We start from the raw sequence: 17,578 nt of genomic DNA, 5'->3' as shown, positions 1-17,578 counted from the left end.
GGAAGAGGAGGGAAATGGAGATGTCTGATCTTGAATTAGGAATGGAACAAGTGGTGCAATCGGGAAAGATGCCTGAACTGAAATTATGGTCTGCACTTACGACTGTGGAACGTCGGGTGTTAGGTACTATTTTTCACAAATATGCGGGTCAAACGTTCCCTTCTCTCCTGCCTTCGGAAGATTGGGCTAAGGAAGGGTTAAGTGGAGCTGAAGCCAGGCTTGCTTTTGCTATGCTTCGTCGTAAACAATGGATCAAATCTGTATACAAAAGCTGGGGAGAACACTCCTTTCATATCCCTGAATGTTATTTGTCTACTTTGACATTGGTTTATGCTGATCGGGTTGGATATGCTGTGGAGCCGATGGTTGCATCCGTTGAACGTATCGTTAAAGAAGGGAAACCGCATATCGCTGGAGAACTGCTTCATCTGCTTGCTTGGATTCAAAGGGAGGGGCTGCCTCTGACGGGAAAAGGCACCATACATAAGAGAAGCATACAAAAGTTAAGCACATTAACGATATTGTCAAAAGATGATTTTGAACATTTGGAGATTACCTATGAACATAAGGACTTATATCCGGTGCATGTGGTCATTCTGCTGGATCTGTTGCTCTGTTTAAACTTGTTGCAGAAAATGGATCGGGGGTTTGAGATCAGGCAAGATAAGCTTCAGCAGTGGATAAGGTTGCCCTGGTCTGTGATGCATAGTGAAATTTTCCAAGTATGTATGGATAGATATGGAGGGTCCGGAGCAGAGATGCAGCACTTTCGCTATCAGTTGGCGGGACTGACGCCTGGCTTGAAACAGTGGTGCCGTGTACTGAATCTGGAGGGAGATATAGGGACCAGAGGTTGGCTTCATGCTTTGGCTGGCTGGGGATTTGGTGAAGTTGGCGAGGAAGAAAATGGGGGACTGGCGTTTCGTTGGCTGACTCCTCCAGCGGAACTTTTGAAAAAGGAAACGGAACATATTCAACGTTCAGAAATGCATGAGCAAGAAGAGAGACAATTGAGTAAATTTTATGTGCAACCAGATTTTGAAGTTATGGTACCGCCGGATGTTTCTGCAGAAGTTTGCTGGGGATTGGAGCACTACAGTGAACGGATTACGCGCGACCAGATGACTATATATAAGTTATCCAAAGAACGAATGGAGAACGCCGTTTCCAGTGGAATAAAATTGGAATCTATTGTGCATTTCTTACGGAGGCATGGACAGGGGGAGTTGCCGGAACATGTCCTTGCTGCTTTGCAAGACTGGGCAAAAGGCAGCGAGACTGTATCCGATCACGAGTTGCTTCCATTGCCCTTGGTCTCAGCATGCGTGTACACAGAAAAGCAGAGACGGGTTGGTGATTTGAATACTGCGAGCGGTATGAGATCCTCTGAGAAGACGGAGACGAATCAGAATCGTTTTTACAGGTCTGAGACATCAGGATTCATTCAACGATCTCTTATGCCAGGTAAGACGGTGGATCATCATGATATTGATTCTGATTCGAATTATGATATGAACGAAAAAGTAGCGTGGAGCCGAAGAAAGGCTGATGTACCTGAGACTTGGCATAAGGAATGGAGAAAGTATCATCTATCTACTGCACGTCAAATTGCAGCCCAAGCCATCGAATGGCAGGTGAAATTGGGCATTCAACAGGGTAACGATACGTTTGTTCTGATTCCACATCAGTTGGAGGGGCATGAGCAGTGGATGCTGGAAGGGTGGTGCATTCTGGATTCGAGTCCATTCGCATCACCTACCGAATGGCGAACATTTACCCCGGAAGGCTGGGATACAATGCGTATTATTCTGCCGGATGAAGTCTAGTCTACAGGAAAAACTCTTCTTAACTATTCTAGGATATGCTATGATGAAGTAGTCTACCTTAAGTAGAACTTTATATATAGATAGGATGAATAATTCATGAGCGTAGCGGAAATAAACACGGTCGATATGGCCCAAGTGTTAACGGGCGCATATGAACTGGGCGACATGATTAACCAATCTGCCGAAGTGTCGGATTACTTATATTGGAAGCAGCAAGTCGAAACAAGTTCTGAGATTCAGGAGGGCATCCGGAGATTGAATGCCAAGAAAGAGCTGTTTGAAGAAACACAGCGTTTTGGCCATTTTCATCCCGACTATCACGCAGCGAAGGACCAAGTAAAGGTGCTTGAGAAGGAATTGGAATCTTTTGAAGCAGTCATTCGTTTCAAACAGGCTGAGCAAGCATTGGATGAGATGTTGTTCCAGATGTCAGAAACCATTGCTTTTGCTGTATCGACTACCATTAAGGTACCGAGCAATGATCCGAATCCCAAAGGCGGCTGTGGCAGTGGTGGTAAATGTGGATGCAGTTAAAGCCGAAGACAGTTACATCATAGCATTTTAGACGTTGAACAGACCGGGCCTTTCGAGGGCCGGTCTCCATTTATAGAAGGGCGGGGAACGATGGTGTTTGCGGAAAGAACAGGATTCATTATTTGGGTAAGTGATTTGAAAGCGGCTCGCAATCTCGAAAAATATGGTACCGTGCATTATATCTCCCGCCGTATGCATTATGTTGTGATGTATGTTAATGCAGAACGGGCTGAAGATACGATGAAAAACGTAAAGCGACTTTCCTATGTGCGCAAGATTGAGCGCTCCTATCGAAACGAGATTAAAACCGAGTATGCCAGCAAAACGATGGACAAAACAAGCTTTTACGGAATATAGCAGGAAACATAGGAGGGACCCGCCGGTCGCTCTTTTCTTAGAAAGGAGCATAAACGGACTTTTGCGAAAAAAGTTAAACTTACGCCTTGTTGTTACGGGACTAATGTTGTAATATATTTGGTAATAAATAGATAGAAAGTCCTATCTGGTGGAGAGTGATTCCCATGCGTGATAAGGTGATGCAACGTTGGAGCACCTACGAGCCGTTTTTTGTGGCTCTCGGAGACAAGAAAGTGGCTGACATCGTCATTACCCATCATGCAAAGATGCGGTATGCAGACCGTATTGAGCCTGCACGTAGTGATGATGATCATATTGCGGCTTGGTTATGGGAGTGTCTGAAGCAGGACAGGGTAACACCATATTACCGCAATGAACAGGATGTTTATCTGATTGACGATGATCTGGTGGTGGTTGCTGAGTTTTCCGAGCTTGAAGGAGAATACGATATTACTGGCAATCCGCTGCACAAAATGATTGTAGTGACGTTTCTGGGACGAATGTCGGAGACGATTGAACTGAGAGACCTGAAGTCGTATTATTCTTGGCTGAGACACTCAAGAAGAATGACACTGGTCAAAAATAGCCGAAAGCATAGATGATGAAGCAGATTCAAGATTGCAATCATAGATTTTATGTGACATTTTATGTACTAACGCATGCAGACAAGCTGCATGCTTTTTTTTGTTGCCAGGCTGGAAATCGGATACAATATAGAAAGCGTAATTGAAGAGGGGCGAAGATATGAATTTTCATCAACTGCACATTTTTTATACGGTAGCGGAGAAGGGGAGTTTTTCCGCAGCTGCGCAGGCGTTACATATGACACAACCGGCCGTGACGATGCAGATCCAATCGCTCGAGGACTATTTTGGTACTAAACTGCTGCATCGTTCCACCAAAAAAATAGAATTGTCGGAGGCTGGGAGGACGCTACTGCCTCACGCCAAGCGAAGTGTAGAAATGGTTCGTCAGACAGATGAGGCCATGTCTGCTTTTACGCAGAAGCTGCAGGGAAGATTACAGCTCGGAGCAAGCCTCACGATCGGTGAGTATGTACTGCCCCGTATGCTGGGGCCTTTTGCAAAGCAGTATCCTGATATCTCCATTGTGATGAAGGTAATGAATACCACCCAGATCATGGATGAGATTCTGAAGCATCAGTTGAATTTTGGATTAATTGAAGCACCGGTAAATCACCCGGATATGATCGTTGAACCTGTGATGCAGGACGAACTGAAACTAATTGTACCAGCAGGACATGATTTGGCAGGGCGCGGTAAAGTGAACCTGGAAGAGGTTATGAATTACCCATTTGTGCTTCGCGAGGAAGGGTCGGGCACACGTCAGGTCATGGAAGGTCAACTGAAAAAGAAAAAAATAGACCCGAGTGATATGAATGTGGTCATGGAGCTTGGAAGTACAGGTGCCGTCAAATCCGCTGTGGAGGCGGGCGTAGGCATCACCATGTTGTCTCCTTCGTCAGTGCAGCATGAACTGGCTCTGGGGCTTGTTCACATTGTGGATATACGCGGGCTCGAATTCAAGCGGCAGTTTTACGCGATTCACCTCAAGTCCTCTTTGTTGCCACTGTCGGCTGTTGCTTTTCTGGGATATTTGCGTCAACAGGAGCAAGAGCGGGGAGAACAGGTTTAAGTATGAACTATATAGGAGTAGGTACAATCGAGGATTTATAAAATCAGACGTGTGAGAAGAATAGTCAGTATTTTTTATGAAAGGAAGGATGCTCATGAATCAGCATCAAGGACGCTGTGATCTTCATACGCATAGTCAGGCCTCTGATGGAATGCAGCCACCGGCTGATAATGTGAAGCTCGCAAAGCTGAGAGGATTAGCGGCAGTGGCCTTGACAGATCATGATACGGTAGCCGGTGTAGCAGAAGCAAAGCGAGCGGGGAAAGAGTACGGTATAGATGTTATAGCTGGAGTTGAAATCAGCACGCGGGCTGGTGGTAAAGATATTCATGTGCTTGGTTATTACGTGAATACGGAGGATGAGTTATTTCTGCAGCGGTTGCGAGGATTAAGAGAAGCAAGAGATGAGCGTAATCATCTGATTATCGGCAAACTTCAGGAACTTGGTTTAGATATAAGCTGGCAGGAAGTGTTAGATGAATTGGGCCGGCCGTTAGAGCCGGATGAGAGTATTGGCAGACCTCATATGGCTGACGTGTTGGTGAAGAAGGGATACGCTGTCGATATGCGAGATGCATTTGACCGCTATCTTGCTGAAGGCAAGCCTGGTTTCGTGTCTGTACCCCGAGTTACCCCGATGGATGCGTGCGAGTGGATCAGAGCAGCGGGCGGAGCCTCTGTTATTGCCCATCCTGGTCTCTATAACGATGATGAATTGGTACGTCGACTTATCGCAGAATCCCTTCCGGATGGCATTGAAGTATTTCATTCAGACCATGGCCCGGAAGAGGAACGCAGATATGCTGAAATGGCTAGGGAATACGATCTTATTGTGACAGGTGGCTCAGATTACCATGGCGAACGACAAGGCGTTGTTTTTCATGGAGATCTGGGTAGCAAGACGGTACCTTTTGAAGTGCTCGAAATACTGCAGGCGGCTGCACACAGCAAGAGGTAACCTCATTAGGAGGGGTATCCCTAAATCGAATAGTTCACCCAATTGCCTCGTTTAGCTCCAAGCCGATCGAACAATTGTTGCGCACGCTCGTTGGTCATGGCTGTAATCCATGACATATATTCACACCCAAGTTCTTGCGTATATTGCTGACAGCGTGCGAATAATTTCGTTTCTGCTTCTCCTTCTCTCAAGGCTTCTATGACAAAAAGGTCATTCATAATCGTTACACGTTCTGCTTTCATCGAACTGTACGTGAAGAACAAAGTTGCGAATTGTATTCGTTGAAAACCTGAAAACCCCTCGGCCTTTGCTGGCAGGGGGTTTTTCAGTTTGCGTTACAGCTCAACCTATGAGATAAGTGGCAGCTTATCCATTTTTTATCGAGGACGGTAAGCTTTTAATTAATTCATCGTTTGGTGTTACAAACAGAGTTTTCTGATGGTCGTATATGACAAATCCGGGTTTTGCACCACTTGGTTTGCGAACGTGACGAATATACGTGTAATCCACTGGCACGCTGCTTGATTCCTTCGCTTGGCTGAAATAAGCGGCGAGTTGAGCGGCTTCCTCCAGCGTAGCTTCACCAAAATCGGTGCTGCGAATAACGACATGGGAACCCGGAATGTCTTTGGTATGCAGCCATGTATCATTCGCTGACGCCAGACGATTGGTCACATACTCGTTCTGTAGATTGTTTTTGCCGACCAGAATGTCGATCCCCTCTGACGAAGTGAACTGATGCACAGTTGGACGATCATTTTTCTTCTTTTTCTTGCCTTTTTTGTTCCGATCACGCAGATACCCCTGCTGTACAAGTTCGTCTCGAATTTCTTCGATATCGTTCATGGAGGCGATGGACAGCTGCTGAAGCAGGTTGTCCAGATAGGCAATTTCGTCCTTCGTTTTGCCAAGCTGTTCGTGAATGACAGCCAGACTGTTTTTGTACTTGTTATAACGTTTGAAATAACGCTGGGCATTATCGGATGGTGTGAGCAATGGATCAAGCTGAATCGTAATGTTACCCTGATCCTCATCGTAAAAGTTAACAAGCTCTACACTTTTGTCACCTTTGTTAACCAAGTGCAGGGAAGCAAATAACAGCTCGCCCCACAGTCTGTACTTGTCCGCATCGTCGGCCTCAAGCAAGTCCTTGTTGAGGTTGTCGAGTTTTTTAATGTTTTTGCTACGCTCATTTTGCAAAAAACGGAGCAGGTCGCTGACTCTCTGTTTAACCGTATCTCGTTCGGCCTTGTCTCCGTAGTAATCCTCCATACATTTGCTTATCGTATCATATGTTTTCTCTTGATCCTGAATACTGTGCAATCGTATGGCGGAAAAGATCATTTTTCCTTTGGCGTTCAGCCCTGTTACAGGAGTGTACTGATGTTCTTTTACAAATTGGATGACTGACTCGAAAGCAGTCCAGAGTGCTCCTGCCTCCATACGGTCTGAATCGGAACCTGTTCGAGTGGCAATCTCGCCTGCAATCAGCGGACTCATCCCACTAAAAGCATTGACGAGCCAGCGTGAGGCGTCTGCTTTTGTTTCTATAGCCGTTTTAGTTGTGTCCGATTGTGCTACAGCTTCATTTCCGTCTGCATCTGAGGCTGCTGTAACCATCTGCTCAAACTCGTTTTGGGATACCTCTAACGGATTGATTTTATGTTGTTCAGGCGGTGCAGTGTAAGAAAAACCTGGCATAATCACACGATAGCTGCTGATGGATGGTGTGACGTGGTGAATCCCATCCAATATCGTATCCGTTGCAGGGTCAAGCAAAATGATATTACTATGGCGACCCATGAGCTCGATGATGATGCGTTTGGCCGAAACGTCGCCAAGCTCGTCCCGCTGACGTACGTCAATATGAATGATCCGTTCCATCCCGATCTGACGGATATTTTCAATGATAGCTCCTTCGCAATGTTTTCGCATCAGCATGCAAAACATCGGTGCTTCTGTTGGATTCAAAAATGTCTTCTCTGTAAAATGTACACGCGGATACGTTGGGCTTGCCGAAACAAGCAATTTGCTGTTGCCTCGCTGGGCACGCAGGGTGAGCACCACATCATGGCCGTTTGGCTGATGAATTTTGCTGATACGTCCTCCGATACAGCCTTGCAATTCATGTACGATGGCTCTGGTAACGATACCGTCAAGTGCCATATGATCCACTTCCTCTCTATTGAGCATCTGCATGAGTTCATGCGGAATGCTTCATCTATAACGGTTTACAGGCAACCGTAGCATATGTAACAACATCAACATGGTTATTAACGAGTGGCTGACTGCCTTTTAAATATTGTAAGGCGGCTTGCCTAAGAGTGTGTCTGAAAACGCTGAAGGAAGCCAATTCTGCTGAATTCTCGTTCCAAGCCAGGCAGTTTTCCGCAGGCGTGCGGGGGCACGTCAACCTTTATTTTAGCTTATTCTGTCCAATGAGGAAAGGATTCACCTTCCGGGTGCTAATCGTGGACCTGTCCGAATACATATAGAGCAGGTAGTTTGTCCGGCACAGTGTACAGCCTGCCCAAACAGCATGCCGGCGAGTGATGAGAGCTTGCATTGCAGATGAAATAAGACTGGGAGGGAATTTTGGAGCATGGAACATACCAAGTGGCATCAACTAAACGACGAAGAGCTTCGTGAAACTCTCGGCGTTAGCCCGCAGGAAGGGTTGACGGACGAAGCAGTGGCTGAGAAACGGAAGATCGCCGGTTCGAATGAATTGAGTGAGGGAAAGCGAATATCGCCGATCACTCTCCTGTTGAATCAGTTTAAGGACTTCATGGTGCTAGTGCTCATGGGAGCAACGCTGGTATCCGGTTTGCTTGGAGAGTACCTGGATGCGGTAACGATCGTGGCTATTATTGTGTTGAACGCCATTTTGGGATTTGTACAGGAATTCCGGGCCGAACGTTCTCTTCGTGCACTTAAACAGCTCTCGGCCCCTGCCGCCAAAGTGCTCAGGTCCGGACAGGAAGTACATCTTGCTGCCAACCTATTAGTACCGGGAGATATTATCATGGTTGAAAGTGGTGACCGCATCCCCGCTGATGTTCGCTGGCTGGAAACCAATAGTTTGGATGTAGAGGAATCGGCACTAACCGGGGAATCCGTGCCTGTCAGCAAACATTGCAGACCCATCGCAAGTGACGATGTTCCTCTGGGGGATCAGAAAAACATTGGTTTTATGGGCACCATGGTCACCCGAGGGACAGCCAAGGGTGTTGTCATTCGAACGGGTATGGATACGGAGATGGGCAAAATTGCTGATCTTATCCAGAATACGGAGGAGCAGGAGACTCCGCTACAGCACAGACTGGAACAGTTAGGCAAAATTCTGATCTTTGTTGCATTGGGATTAACCGTCATGGTTGTAGTCGCAGGTATCTTACATGGACAACCCGCGGTAGGTATGTTCCTGGCAGGTGTCAGTCTCGCCGTAGCCGCTATCCCTGAGGGGTTGCCGGCTATCGTTACGATTGCACTTGCGCTGGGTGTGCAGCGAATGATCAAACGGAAAGCGATTGTACGTAAACTGCCTTCGGTAGAAACTTTAGGCTGCGCTTCGGTGATCTGCTCAGATAAGACGGGCACGCTCACGCAGAACAAAATGACGGTAACGGATGTATGGCTGGAGGGACGCAGTGTTAAGGTGACCGGAGATGGTTATGCGCCGGAAGGACATATGTTGGAAAATGATCGAATCATAGAGCTGAAAAATGATCAGTCACTCCGAAGAATGCTACAGATCAGTGCTCTTTGTAATAATGCCAGCATAGTAGAGACGGTTCTGGACGATCCAGGCAGCAAGAAAAAGAGCAAGGAGTCCAAAAAAGACAGCAAGAAAGGTCGGAAGAAAGGCGAACTGGAGGAAGAACAGGTTAGTGCCGGCCAAGTGCTCTGGGAGTTAAAAGGGGATCCGACAGAGGGTGCACTGGTGACTATGGCCTCCAAAATGGGTCTTACTCCGGCGGGCCTCAAGGAATTATATGAGCGGGAGCAGGAATTCCCGTTTGATTCCGAGCGTAAACGCATGTCTGTGATGGTTAAACATCAAGGCGGGCGTATGGTTTATACAAAAGGTGCACCTGATGTACTGATCGAACATTGCAGTTACATTTTGTGGGAAGGTAAAGTGGTTCCGTTTACCGGGACTCTGCGCCAGAAAGTGATGGCTGCCAACGAAAGCATGGCGGGTAACGCCTTGCGGGTACTCGGTATGGCTTATCGTGAAGTCAAGTTGAAGGAACATGTGGCTGACGAGCATGCAGCTGAGAGCCAACTTGTATTTGTTGGGCTAGCTGGCATGATCGATCCGCCTCGCCGTGAAGTTCGTGACGCCATTGCGACATGCCGCAAGGCTGGCATACGTACGGTGATGATTACAGGCGATCATGGAACCACGGCAGAAGCAATCGCTCACCAGCTTGGTATCCTTCCTCGCGGCGGAGCGTCGTTAAGCGGGCAACAGCTGGCAGGCATGACGGATGAACAATTGGATAAAACGGTGAACGATATCTACGTGTTCTCCAGAGTATCTCCTGAGCATAAATTGCGTATCGTCAAATCATTGCAGCGCAAAGGACACGTTGTTGCGATGACCGGAGATGGTGTGAACGATGCACCTGCCATCAAGGCAGCAGACATCGGCATTGCGATGGGAATCACGGGAACCGATGTGACGAAGGAAGCTTCCTCCTTGATTTTGAGTGATGATAACTTCTCCACCATCGTGGCGGCCATCGAAGAGGGGCGTAACATCTATGAAAACATTCGCAAGTTTATCCGCTATTTGCTTGCTTCGAATGTTGGCGAAATATTGACCATGTTTTTTGCGATGATGATGGGTTTGCCGTTGCCACTCGTGCCAATCCAGATTCTATGGGTTAACCTAGTGACAGATGGTTTGCCAGCGATGGCGCTTGGGGTTGATCAGGCGGAAAAAGATTTGATGGAGCACAAGCCTCGTGGCGCAAAGGAAAATATTTTTGCCCGCAGGCTGGGCTGGAAAATTATTAGCCGCGGTGTATTGATCGGATTGTGTACTCTTGGCGCCTTTTGGCTGACGCTTCAGGCCGCACCGGATCATCCAGGGCAATTGATCAAGGCACAATCCGTTGCCTTTGCCACATTGGTACTTGCACAGTTAATACATGTGTTTGACTGTCGCAGTTCCCGTTCCATTTTTCACCGAAATCCGTTACAGAATAAATACCTGGTTCTTGCTGTCATCTCATCGGTTGTGTTGATGCTGGTGGTAATGTACGTGGAACCGTTGCAACCCATCTTCAAAACGGTACCTCTTGGTTTGCGTGAATGGGCCATTTGTATCGTAGCTGCGGGCATTCCAACGTTCCTTATGGGTGCTGGCAGTGTCTGGGGTGGCCGCCGGAATCGTCGCCGCATGGGTGGTCCTGGACGCTTCGTACCGAAAAGTACAAAGTTTTCAGCATAAAATCAATAGCTTTTATTGATCCGTTTCGATATGCTATCCTCAAAATGATTCAAAGCGAAGGCTTTGATATTTTGCAGGATAGCTTTTTTGTATGCTTTGTATGCATGAATGGAGACTGGCTATAAATAAACTATAAAGCTTTGGTGGCAGACTGCCAAAAGGAGTGGGCAAGATTATGGAATTTACAAAAATGCACGGACTAGGCAACGATTTTATCGTTGTATTTGGTGAAAAACAGCTTCCAGCAGATGCTGCTGAACTTGCGGTAAAATGGTGCAATCGTTTTTTTGGCATCGGTGCAGACGGCTTGGTTTATATACTGCCTTCAGAGAAGGCGGATTTTCAGATGCGAATTATGAATTCCGATGGTTCGGAAGCAGAGCAATGCGGTAACGCTATTCGTTGTGTGTCCAAGTACGTATATGACCATGGGCATGTTGATCGCGAGCAGATTACGATTGAAACGATTGGTGCAGGGGTTCAACCTGTAACTCTTAATATTCAGGATGGCAAAGTGGATACGGTTCGAGTAGACATGGGCGAGCCCATTCTGGACGGTCTTCAAGTCCCTACAACTGTGGATGCGAATCCAGTGGTCAATCACAACATTGAAGCGAATGGACATGCATTCAAATTCACAGCGGTGTCCATGGGTAACCCTCACGCGGTCATCTACGTTGAAGATGCGGTGAACTTTGATCTGACAACTTGGGGGCCATTGCTTGAGGTACACCCAATGTTCCCGAAAAAAATCAATGTTGAATTCGCAACGGTACGTGACCGCGGATATGTAGATATGCGTGTATGGGAGCGCGGGGCTGGCCCAACACTGGCCTGCGGAACAGGAGCTTGTGCAACGCTGGTATCTTCGGTGCTGAATGGTCATACAGATCGTACAGCGGTGATCAGCCTTAAAGGCGGGGATCTGAACATCGAGTGGAGTGAGGCGGACAACCACGTTTATATGACAGGGCCAGCCGAAGTTGTTTTCAAAGGAGTTACCTCATAAATAAAGTAGCCGTTTATACCGAAGAGGCCTGGGGGCCTCTTTTTTTATCCGAAAGATCCAAGCTGTCCGGCCGTAACGGACGAATTCACAATGCGAAGTGCAAAATGTCTACTGGTGCCGGACATACATCAAATACCTGTGTTTTTCTTCGTTTTTAAGCATTTTTTGTGTTACATTAGTATGAAAACGATCAGAGTCAGGCGGGGGGAAATGGGATGAAGGCAGATTTACGTACAGCGATGCAGCAACGTGTTCTTGTTGGGGACGGGGCCATGGGGACATTTCTATATCAAATGGGATTTCCGGTCGGGATCTCTTATGAAGAATTGAACTTGATTTCACCTGAAGTTGTGGCGGACGTACATCGTCGTTACCGCGATGCAGGCACAGATATATTTGAGACAAACACATACTCGGCGAATTTTGACAAGTTGTCCAAGTTTGGACTAGAGTCCAAGGTTGAGGACGTGAACCGTGCGGGCGTACGTATCGCGAAAGAAGTGGCGGGGGCAGAGGGATACGTTCTTGGTGCAGTAGGTTCGATTCGCGGCGGTAAACGGACAAATGTGTCTACTAGTGAATTGAAACGCTTCTATCAACAACAGATTTTTGCGTTACTGGACGAAGGTGTGGACGGTATCCTGCTTGAAACGTTCTATGATATCGAAGAGATGGATATCGCGCTTCTGCAGGCCCGCAAGCTGAGCGATCTGCCTGTGATTGGACAATTCGCGGTAGAGGATGTAGGCCACACGCTGGACGGTTACACGATGCCTGAAGCATTTCGTATTATGCGTGAACAGGGTGCTGACGTCATCGGTTTCAATTGCAGGTCTGGTCCGAACGGGATCATGCGCGCGATGGAAACGGTATCGGGACGCATCGGTATTCCGATGTCCGTATATCCGAACGCGGGTGCGGCGGACTATGTGGATGGTCAGTTCCGTTATGGTGCAACGCCAGAGTACTTTGGTCAGACTGCAATACAGTTTGCGGATCTTGGTGCGCGTATTATCGGCGGCTGCTGCGGTACAACACCAGATCATATCACTGCGATTAAACAAGCGCTCGCGGAGTACGTACCACTGCCGATTGCTGAACCTGATTCTGCGGAAACAGCGCCACGTATCGTGCTTCATGAAAATGTGGATGAACGCGCAGGACGAGGAGGCCAGCCAACGATTGTGGATCTGGTCAAACAACGTCACACGGTCATTGTAGAGCTTGATCCTCCGCGTGATCTGGATGTTGCCAAATTCATGAAGGGTGCCGAAACGCTGAAGGCGGCAGGAGCGGATGCCCTGACACTTGCCGACAACTCCCTTGCTGTAACACGTATGAGCAATATGGCGCTTGGCCATCTGGTTCAGGATCGCACGGGTCTTCGTGCACTTGTGCATATTGCCTGCCGTGACCGTAACCTGATCGGAACCCAGTCTCATATGATGGGATTTGATGCATTGGGTATTAACCATGTGCTTGCCGTAACGGGCGACCCAGCAAGGTTTGGTGATTTGCCTGGTTCAAGCTCCGTGTATGATCTGACGTCGTTTGAAATCATACGAATGATCAAACAGCTGAATGACGGCGTAGCCTTTTCGGGTAAACCGTTGAAGCAGAAAGCGGGCTTTGTTATTGGAGCTGCTTTCAACCCGAATGTGAAACATCTGGACAAAGCAGTACAAAGGCTTGAAAAGAAAATCGCCTCCGGGGCAGACTATATTATGACTCAGCCTGTATACGATCCCAAATTAATTGTCGCGATGCGTGAGGCGACCAAACATCTAGACATTCCTATTTTTGTCGGCATTATGCCGCTAGCAAGCGGCCGAAACGCGGAGTACCTGCACAATGAGGTTCCAGGTATCCAATTGTCGGATGAGGTGCGCTCCCGCATGGCAGGACTTGAAGGCGAAGAGGGCCGTGCCATGGGAGTAAAGATTGCGAAAGAGTTGCTGGACGTAGCCACAGAGCACTTTAAGGGCATCTATCTGATGACTCCGTTTATGTTCTATGGCATGACGGCAGAACTGACCCAATACGTCTGGGAGAAGTCGGAGCATCAATGTCCTACTTGTTTCAACCCTAATAATCAATTACAATAGTAAAACGGATGTGATGCCGATGTCATTCAGTATGACCGGATACGGTCAATCCGCCTTTCATTTTGGCGGCTACAAGGTACAATTGGAGATCAAATCAGTCAATCATCGTTATTGCGAAGTGATGATGCGTCTGCCAAGAGAGTGGACGTATTATGAAGATGGTTTGAGAAAGATCGTACAGAGCCGCTTAAAGCGCGGGCGGATTGATGTTTATGTAATGAAAGAAAAAGAGGAAGACCAGGCTCTCCCCGCTGTTCTGAATGAACAGGCGGTCAGGGCCTATCTGCAGGCAGCTGAGCGGCTGGAGTCTCATTTTGGAATGCAGGGCAGACCGAGTATTGTGGATATGCTGGGGCTGCCAGATGTCATGGTTCAGCCGGATGGGACAAGTTCTGTTCCGGAGGAACAAAAAGACGACTGGGAGCAGGTTCTGCAGAACGGATTAAACGAAGCTCTGTCCAGTCTGGAGCAGATGCGCGCTCGCGAGGGTCTTCATCTGGCCAGTGACCTGGAACGGCGGATTACCCGTCTGGAGTCGCTGCACAGCGAGATGCTTGTACTTGCACCGACTGTGGTGAGCGATTACCGCAACAAGCTGAGACAGCGTCTTACGGAGTTGCAGGAGGACGGCTCTTTCCCTTTTGATGAGCATAAATTGGGTATGGAAATTGCAGTCTTTGCTGATCGTTCCAACATTGAAGAGGAGCTTACACGTTTACTCAGCCACTTCGGGCAATGCAGAGAATTGCTAAAGAGTGAGGAACCGGTAGGCCGCAAGTTGGACTTCATGATTCAGGAGATGAATCGTGAAGTGAATACGATCGGATCAAAAGCCAACCACTTGGCTCTGGTGAACCGTGTTGTCGAGATGAAGGCGGAGCTGGAGAAGATTCGTGAGCAAGCGGCGAACATCGAATGAACGGCCAAATTTCGACAGAAGAGTCGCATGTATAGGGGGAAGAACCTGAATATGGCAATCAAACTCATTAACATTGGATTCGGTAACATCGTATCGGCGAACCGGATTATATCCATCGTGAGTCCGGAATCGGCGCCGATCAAGAGAATTATACAAGAGGCCAGAGATCGTCACATGCTGATCGATGCAACCTACGGAAGACGTACACGTGCCGTAATTATTACGGATAGTGATCATGTTATCCTGTCTGCAGTTCAGCCTGAAACGGTCGCCCATCGTCTTTCTTCGAAAGATGATGATAACGACGAATAAAATGGAGTGTAATATGTCTAAGGGATTACTGATAGTGTTGTCCGGCCCATCTGGGGTCGGGAAGGGTACAGTATGCAGCGCATTGCGCAAACGGGTTCCGAATCTGACTTATTCGGTATCAGCAACGACTCGTCAGCCACGTTTGGGTGAAGAGCATGGAGTGAACTATTTCTTTCACTCGCATGATGAGTTTCTGAAGATGATTGCCGAAGATCAACTGCTGGAACATGCAGAGTATGTTGGTAATTATTACGGGACTCCACGTGATTTCGTGGAGAGAACACTCAACGAAGGCCGCGATATCATTTTGGAGATCGAGGTTCAGGGCGCACTTAAAGTGAAGGAGAAATTCCCTGAAGGGATTTTTGTCTTCCTGCTTCCTCCTTCTTTGGACGAGCTGAAAGATCGGATTCAAGGTCGCGGTACCGAGAGTCAGGCGACGATTGATCACCGGATGTCCGTTGCGGTGGATGAGATCAATCTGCTCGAACAGTATGATTACGCTGTGGTGAATGATGAAATCGATTTGGCTTGTAAACGAATAGAAAGCATCATTATCGCCGAACATTGTAAGATCAATAAATAATCCTTTTTGCCGCCGCGTACAGCGATATTCATGGGGCTGTTGTCATATCATGTTAAGGATAAAGTTCGGTCTGGACTGTTACCAGTACATGAAGGCACGCAACATAAAGGTTCTGTCCGGCGGCAACTTGTGATTATACTAAAGCAAAGAGGTGTTCTGTAATATGTTGTATCCTTCGATTGATGAAATGATGAACAAAGTTGACAGTAAGTATTCCCTGGTTGTTGCGGCATCGCGCCGGGCTAGACAGCTTCGTGAGGGTGAAAAAACAGAGCTGAGAAACGCAAAATCCCATAAACAGGTTGGCGTCGCTTTGGAAGAGATTTATGGTGATCATCTCGTTGTGATCAAAGGGCAGGACGAAGAAGAAGAGTAAGCCCCCGGGCTGCTCTTCAACTGCATACGGCGGAAGCCGAATCATTTTGACAACCGAAAGGTTGTTATTTTTTTACGAATAAGCCTTGATCAGACTTAACTATTATTTTACTTTTACTTTTTGCTTATATAGACGTCTTAATATTATCGGGGGATATTGAACATGTTGAACGGTAAAAAAATCGTGCTTGGCGTAACAGGAGGCATAGCGGCTTATAAAGCAGCAACATTATGCAGCAAACTGGTGCAAAAAGGAGCGGATGTGCATGTCATTATGACCGCTTCGGCAACACAGTTTATTACCGAATTAACGCTGCAGACGTTGACCCGAAACGCAGTATATACAGATACATTTGATGAACGAGAGCCTGCGGTTGTTTCGCATATTAATCTCGCGGATCTGGCTGATCTGGTGTTGGTGGCTCCGGCCACAGCGAATGTGATCGCCAAGATGGCACACGGTATGGCTGATGATATGCTCACCACTACGCTGCTTGCCACTACTGCACCCGTGATGATCGCCCCTGCTATGAATGTGCACATGTATGATCATCCAGCGGTACAGCACAATATGAATCTACTGGCTGAACGCGGCACGCTAATGATTGAACCAGGTGAAGGACTGCTGGCCTGTGGTTATGTCGGCAAGGGACGTTTGGAAGAACCGGAGACCATTGTAGATGTAGTGGAGCGTTTTTTTGCAGAGCTTGATTCAGCAACATTGAAACGCACAGAACAGGCTCGGATCGAGGTTGTGGCACAACATGGTGTACAGGAAAAAATCCAAGAGTCGTTGTTAAGTGGGATGATAGGGCAAAATCCGCCTTTAAAAGACAAAAAGGTTGTAGTTACTGCTGGCGGTACGATTGAGCGCATTGATCCGGTACGTTATATTACGAATGATTCATCTGGAAAAATGGGGTTTGCCATCGCTGCTGCTGCGCGTGATCTAGGGGCTGATGTGAAGCTTGTTATGGGCAATACACAGGCAAAGCCGCCGGAAAATGTAGAAATCGTCCCCGTACAGTCTGCACAGGACATGTATGAGGCGGTATCACAGGAGTGGGATGATGCGGATATCGTTATTAAAGCAGCCGCAGTGGCTGATTATCGCCCGAAGGAAGTTTACATGGAGAAAATCAAGAAGAAAGGCGACACCTTGTCGCTCGAACTTGTGAAAAATATAGATATTTTAGAAACACTGGGCAAGCGGAAAACCCATCAGTTTTTGATCGGTTTTGCTGCCGAGACCCAGTCGCTCGAGATGTATGCACGTGAGAAACTGGAACGGAAAAATTGTGATCTGATCGTAGCCAATGATGTCACCCGCTCGGGAGCAGGATTTGGAACAGACACCAACGCGGTGCACATTTATGACCGTGAAGGGTTGGTAGAGGAGCTTGAACTGATGTCCAAGGAAGATGTGGCGCATCGCTTGCTCCAAATTGCGGCGGAGCGCATTGCCGGGAGGAATTAGAAG

The 17,578-nt window shown here is 47.6% G+C and carries 16 protein-coding genes; 14 read left to right on the top strand and 2 right to left on the bottom strand.

All coding sequences use genetic code 11. The features are described from left to right. Positions 1 to 20 precede the first annotated feature (20 nt). The 6 genes from AC1VYS_RS19150 (at position 21) to AC1VYS_RS19125 (ending at position 5,331) form a co-directional block, all read left to right on the top strand. Positions 21 to 1,826 (top strand): helicase-associated domain-containing protein, encoded by a 1,806-nt coding sequence (locus tag AC1VYS_RS19150; protein ID WP_482911025.1) that lies wholly within the window; start codon positions 21 to 23, stop codon positions 1,824 to 1,826. 96 nt (positions 1,827 to 1,922) lie between these two features. Then, entirely contained in the window at positions 1,923 to 2,360 is a 438-nt protein-coding gene (locus tag AC1VYS_RS19145; protein WP_482911024.1) for a YlbF/YmcA family competence regulator, read from the top strand. A 93-nt stretch (positions 2,361 to 2,453) separates the two neighbouring features. Then, positions 2,454 to 2,717 carry a YlbG family protein gene (locus tag AC1VYS_RS19140; protein ID WP_095290540.1) on the top strand — a complete coding sequence of 88 codons (264 nt, stop codon included), beginning with the start codon at positions 2,454 to 2,456 and terminating at the stop codon, positions 2,715 to 2,717. A 164-nt stretch (positions 2,718 to 2,881) separates the two neighbouring features. Next, a complete protein-coding gene (locus tag AC1VYS_RS19135) occupies positions 2,882 to 3,319 on the top strand; it encodes a hypothetical protein (protein WP_090923653.1) in 438 nt (145 codons plus the stop codon). Positions 3,320 to 3,461: 142 nt separating this feature from the next. Further along, on the top strand, positions 3,462 to 4,373 hold the full coding sequence (locus tag AC1VYS_RS19130; RefSeq protein ID WP_482911023.1) for a selenium metabolism-associated LysR family transcriptional regulator: 912 nt from the start codon (positions 3,462 to 3,464) through the stop codon (positions 4,371 to 4,373). Positions 4,374 to 4,467: 94 nt separating this feature from the next. Then, positions 4,468 to 5,331 carry a PHP domain-containing protein gene (locus AC1VYS_RS19125; RefSeq protein ID WP_482911022.1) on the top strand — a complete coding sequence of 288 codons (864 nt, stop codon included), beginning with the start codon at positions 4,468 to 4,470 and terminating at the stop codon, positions 5,329 to 5,331. 20 nt (positions 5,332 to 5,351) lie between these two features. On the opposite strand, the gene AC1VYS_RS19120 is transcribed toward AC1VYS_RS19125, so the two are convergent. Continuing rightward, positions 5,352 to 5,594 (bottom strand): GNAT family N-acetyltransferase, encoded by a 243-nt coding sequence (locus AC1VYS_RS19120; RefSeq protein ID WP_482911021.1) that lies wholly within the window; start codon positions 5,592 to 5,594, stop codon positions 5,352 to 5,354. 103 nt (positions 5,595 to 5,697) lie between these two features. Beyond that, positions 5,698 to 7,497, bottom strand: coding sequence for an Rqc2 family fibronectin-binding protein (locus AC1VYS_RS19115; protein WP_482911020.1), 1,800 nt, complete (start codon positions 7,495 to 7,497; stop codon positions 5,698 to 5,700). Between the two features lie 436 nt (positions 7,498 to 7,933). Between AC1VYS_RS19115 and AC1VYS_RS19110 the strand changes: the two genes are divergently transcribed. From AC1VYS_RS19110 to coaBC, 8 genes are all read left to right on the top strand, one after another. Then, positions 7,934 to 10,792: a calcium-translocating P-type ATPase, SERCA-type gene (locus AC1VYS_RS19110; RefSeq protein WP_482911019.1), complete on the top strand. Its 2,859-nt coding sequence runs from the start codon at positions 7,934 to 7,936 to the stop codon at positions 10,790 to 10,792. Positions 10,793 to 10,967: 175 nt separating this feature from the next. Next, a complete protein-coding gene (dapF, locus tag AC1VYS_RS19105) occupies positions 10,968 to 11,801 on the top strand; it encodes a diaminopimelate epimerase (RefSeq protein ID WP_482911018.1) in 834 nt (277 codons plus the stop codon). Between the two features lie 215 nt (positions 11,802 to 12,016). Then, positions 12,017 to 13,906: a bifunctional homocysteine S-methyltransferase/methylenetetrahydrofolate reductase gene (locus AC1VYS_RS19100; RefSeq protein WP_482911017.1), complete on the top strand. Its 1,890-nt coding sequence runs from the start codon at positions 12,017 to 12,019 to the stop codon at positions 13,904 to 13,906. A 19-nt stretch (positions 13,907 to 13,925) separates the two neighbouring features. After that, positions 13,926 to 14,825, top strand: a complete 900-nt coding sequence (locus AC1VYS_RS19095) for a YicC/YloC family endoribonuclease (RefSeq protein ID WP_482911016.1) — start codon at positions 13,926 to 13,928, stop codon at positions 14,823 to 14,825. Between the two features lie 51 nt (positions 14,826 to 14,876). Next, positions 14,877 to 15,137 (top strand): extracellular matrix/biofilm regulator RemA, encoded by a 261-nt coding sequence (gene remA / locus AC1VYS_RS19090; RefSeq protein ID WP_006209218.1) that lies wholly within the window; start codon positions 14,877 to 14,879, stop codon positions 15,135 to 15,137. A 13-nt stretch (positions 15,138 to 15,150) separates the two neighbouring features. Beyond that, complete coding sequence (gmk, locus tag AC1VYS_RS19085) at positions 15,151 to 15,723, top strand: guanylate kinase (RefSeq protein WP_434750352.1); 573 nt, start codon at positions 15,151 to 15,153, stop codon at positions 15,721 to 15,723. Between the two features lie 163 nt (positions 15,724 to 15,886). Next, positions 15,887 to 16,099 carry a DNA-directed RNA polymerase subunit omega gene (gene rpoZ / locus AC1VYS_RS19080; RefSeq protein ID WP_090923643.1) on the top strand — a complete coding sequence of 71 codons (213 nt, stop codon included), beginning with the start codon at positions 15,887 to 15,889 and terminating at the stop codon, positions 16,097 to 16,099. A 162-nt stretch (positions 16,100 to 16,261) separates the two neighbouring features. Further along, positions 16,262 to 17,575: a bifunctional phosphopantothenoylcysteine decarboxylase/phosphopantothenate--cysteine ligase CoaBC gene (gene coaBC, locus AC1VYS_RS19075; RefSeq protein WP_482911015.1), complete on the top strand. Its 1,314-nt coding sequence runs from the start codon at positions 16,262 to 16,264 to the stop codon at positions 17,573 to 17,575. Positions 17,576 to 17,578 lie beyond the last annotated feature (3 nt).

It is taken from the genome of Paenibacillus sp. G34, from assembly GCF_056856875.1.
The sequence above is the reverse complement of the archived record's forward strand: the minus strand, read 5'-3'. Positions and strand labels throughout refer to the sequence as shown.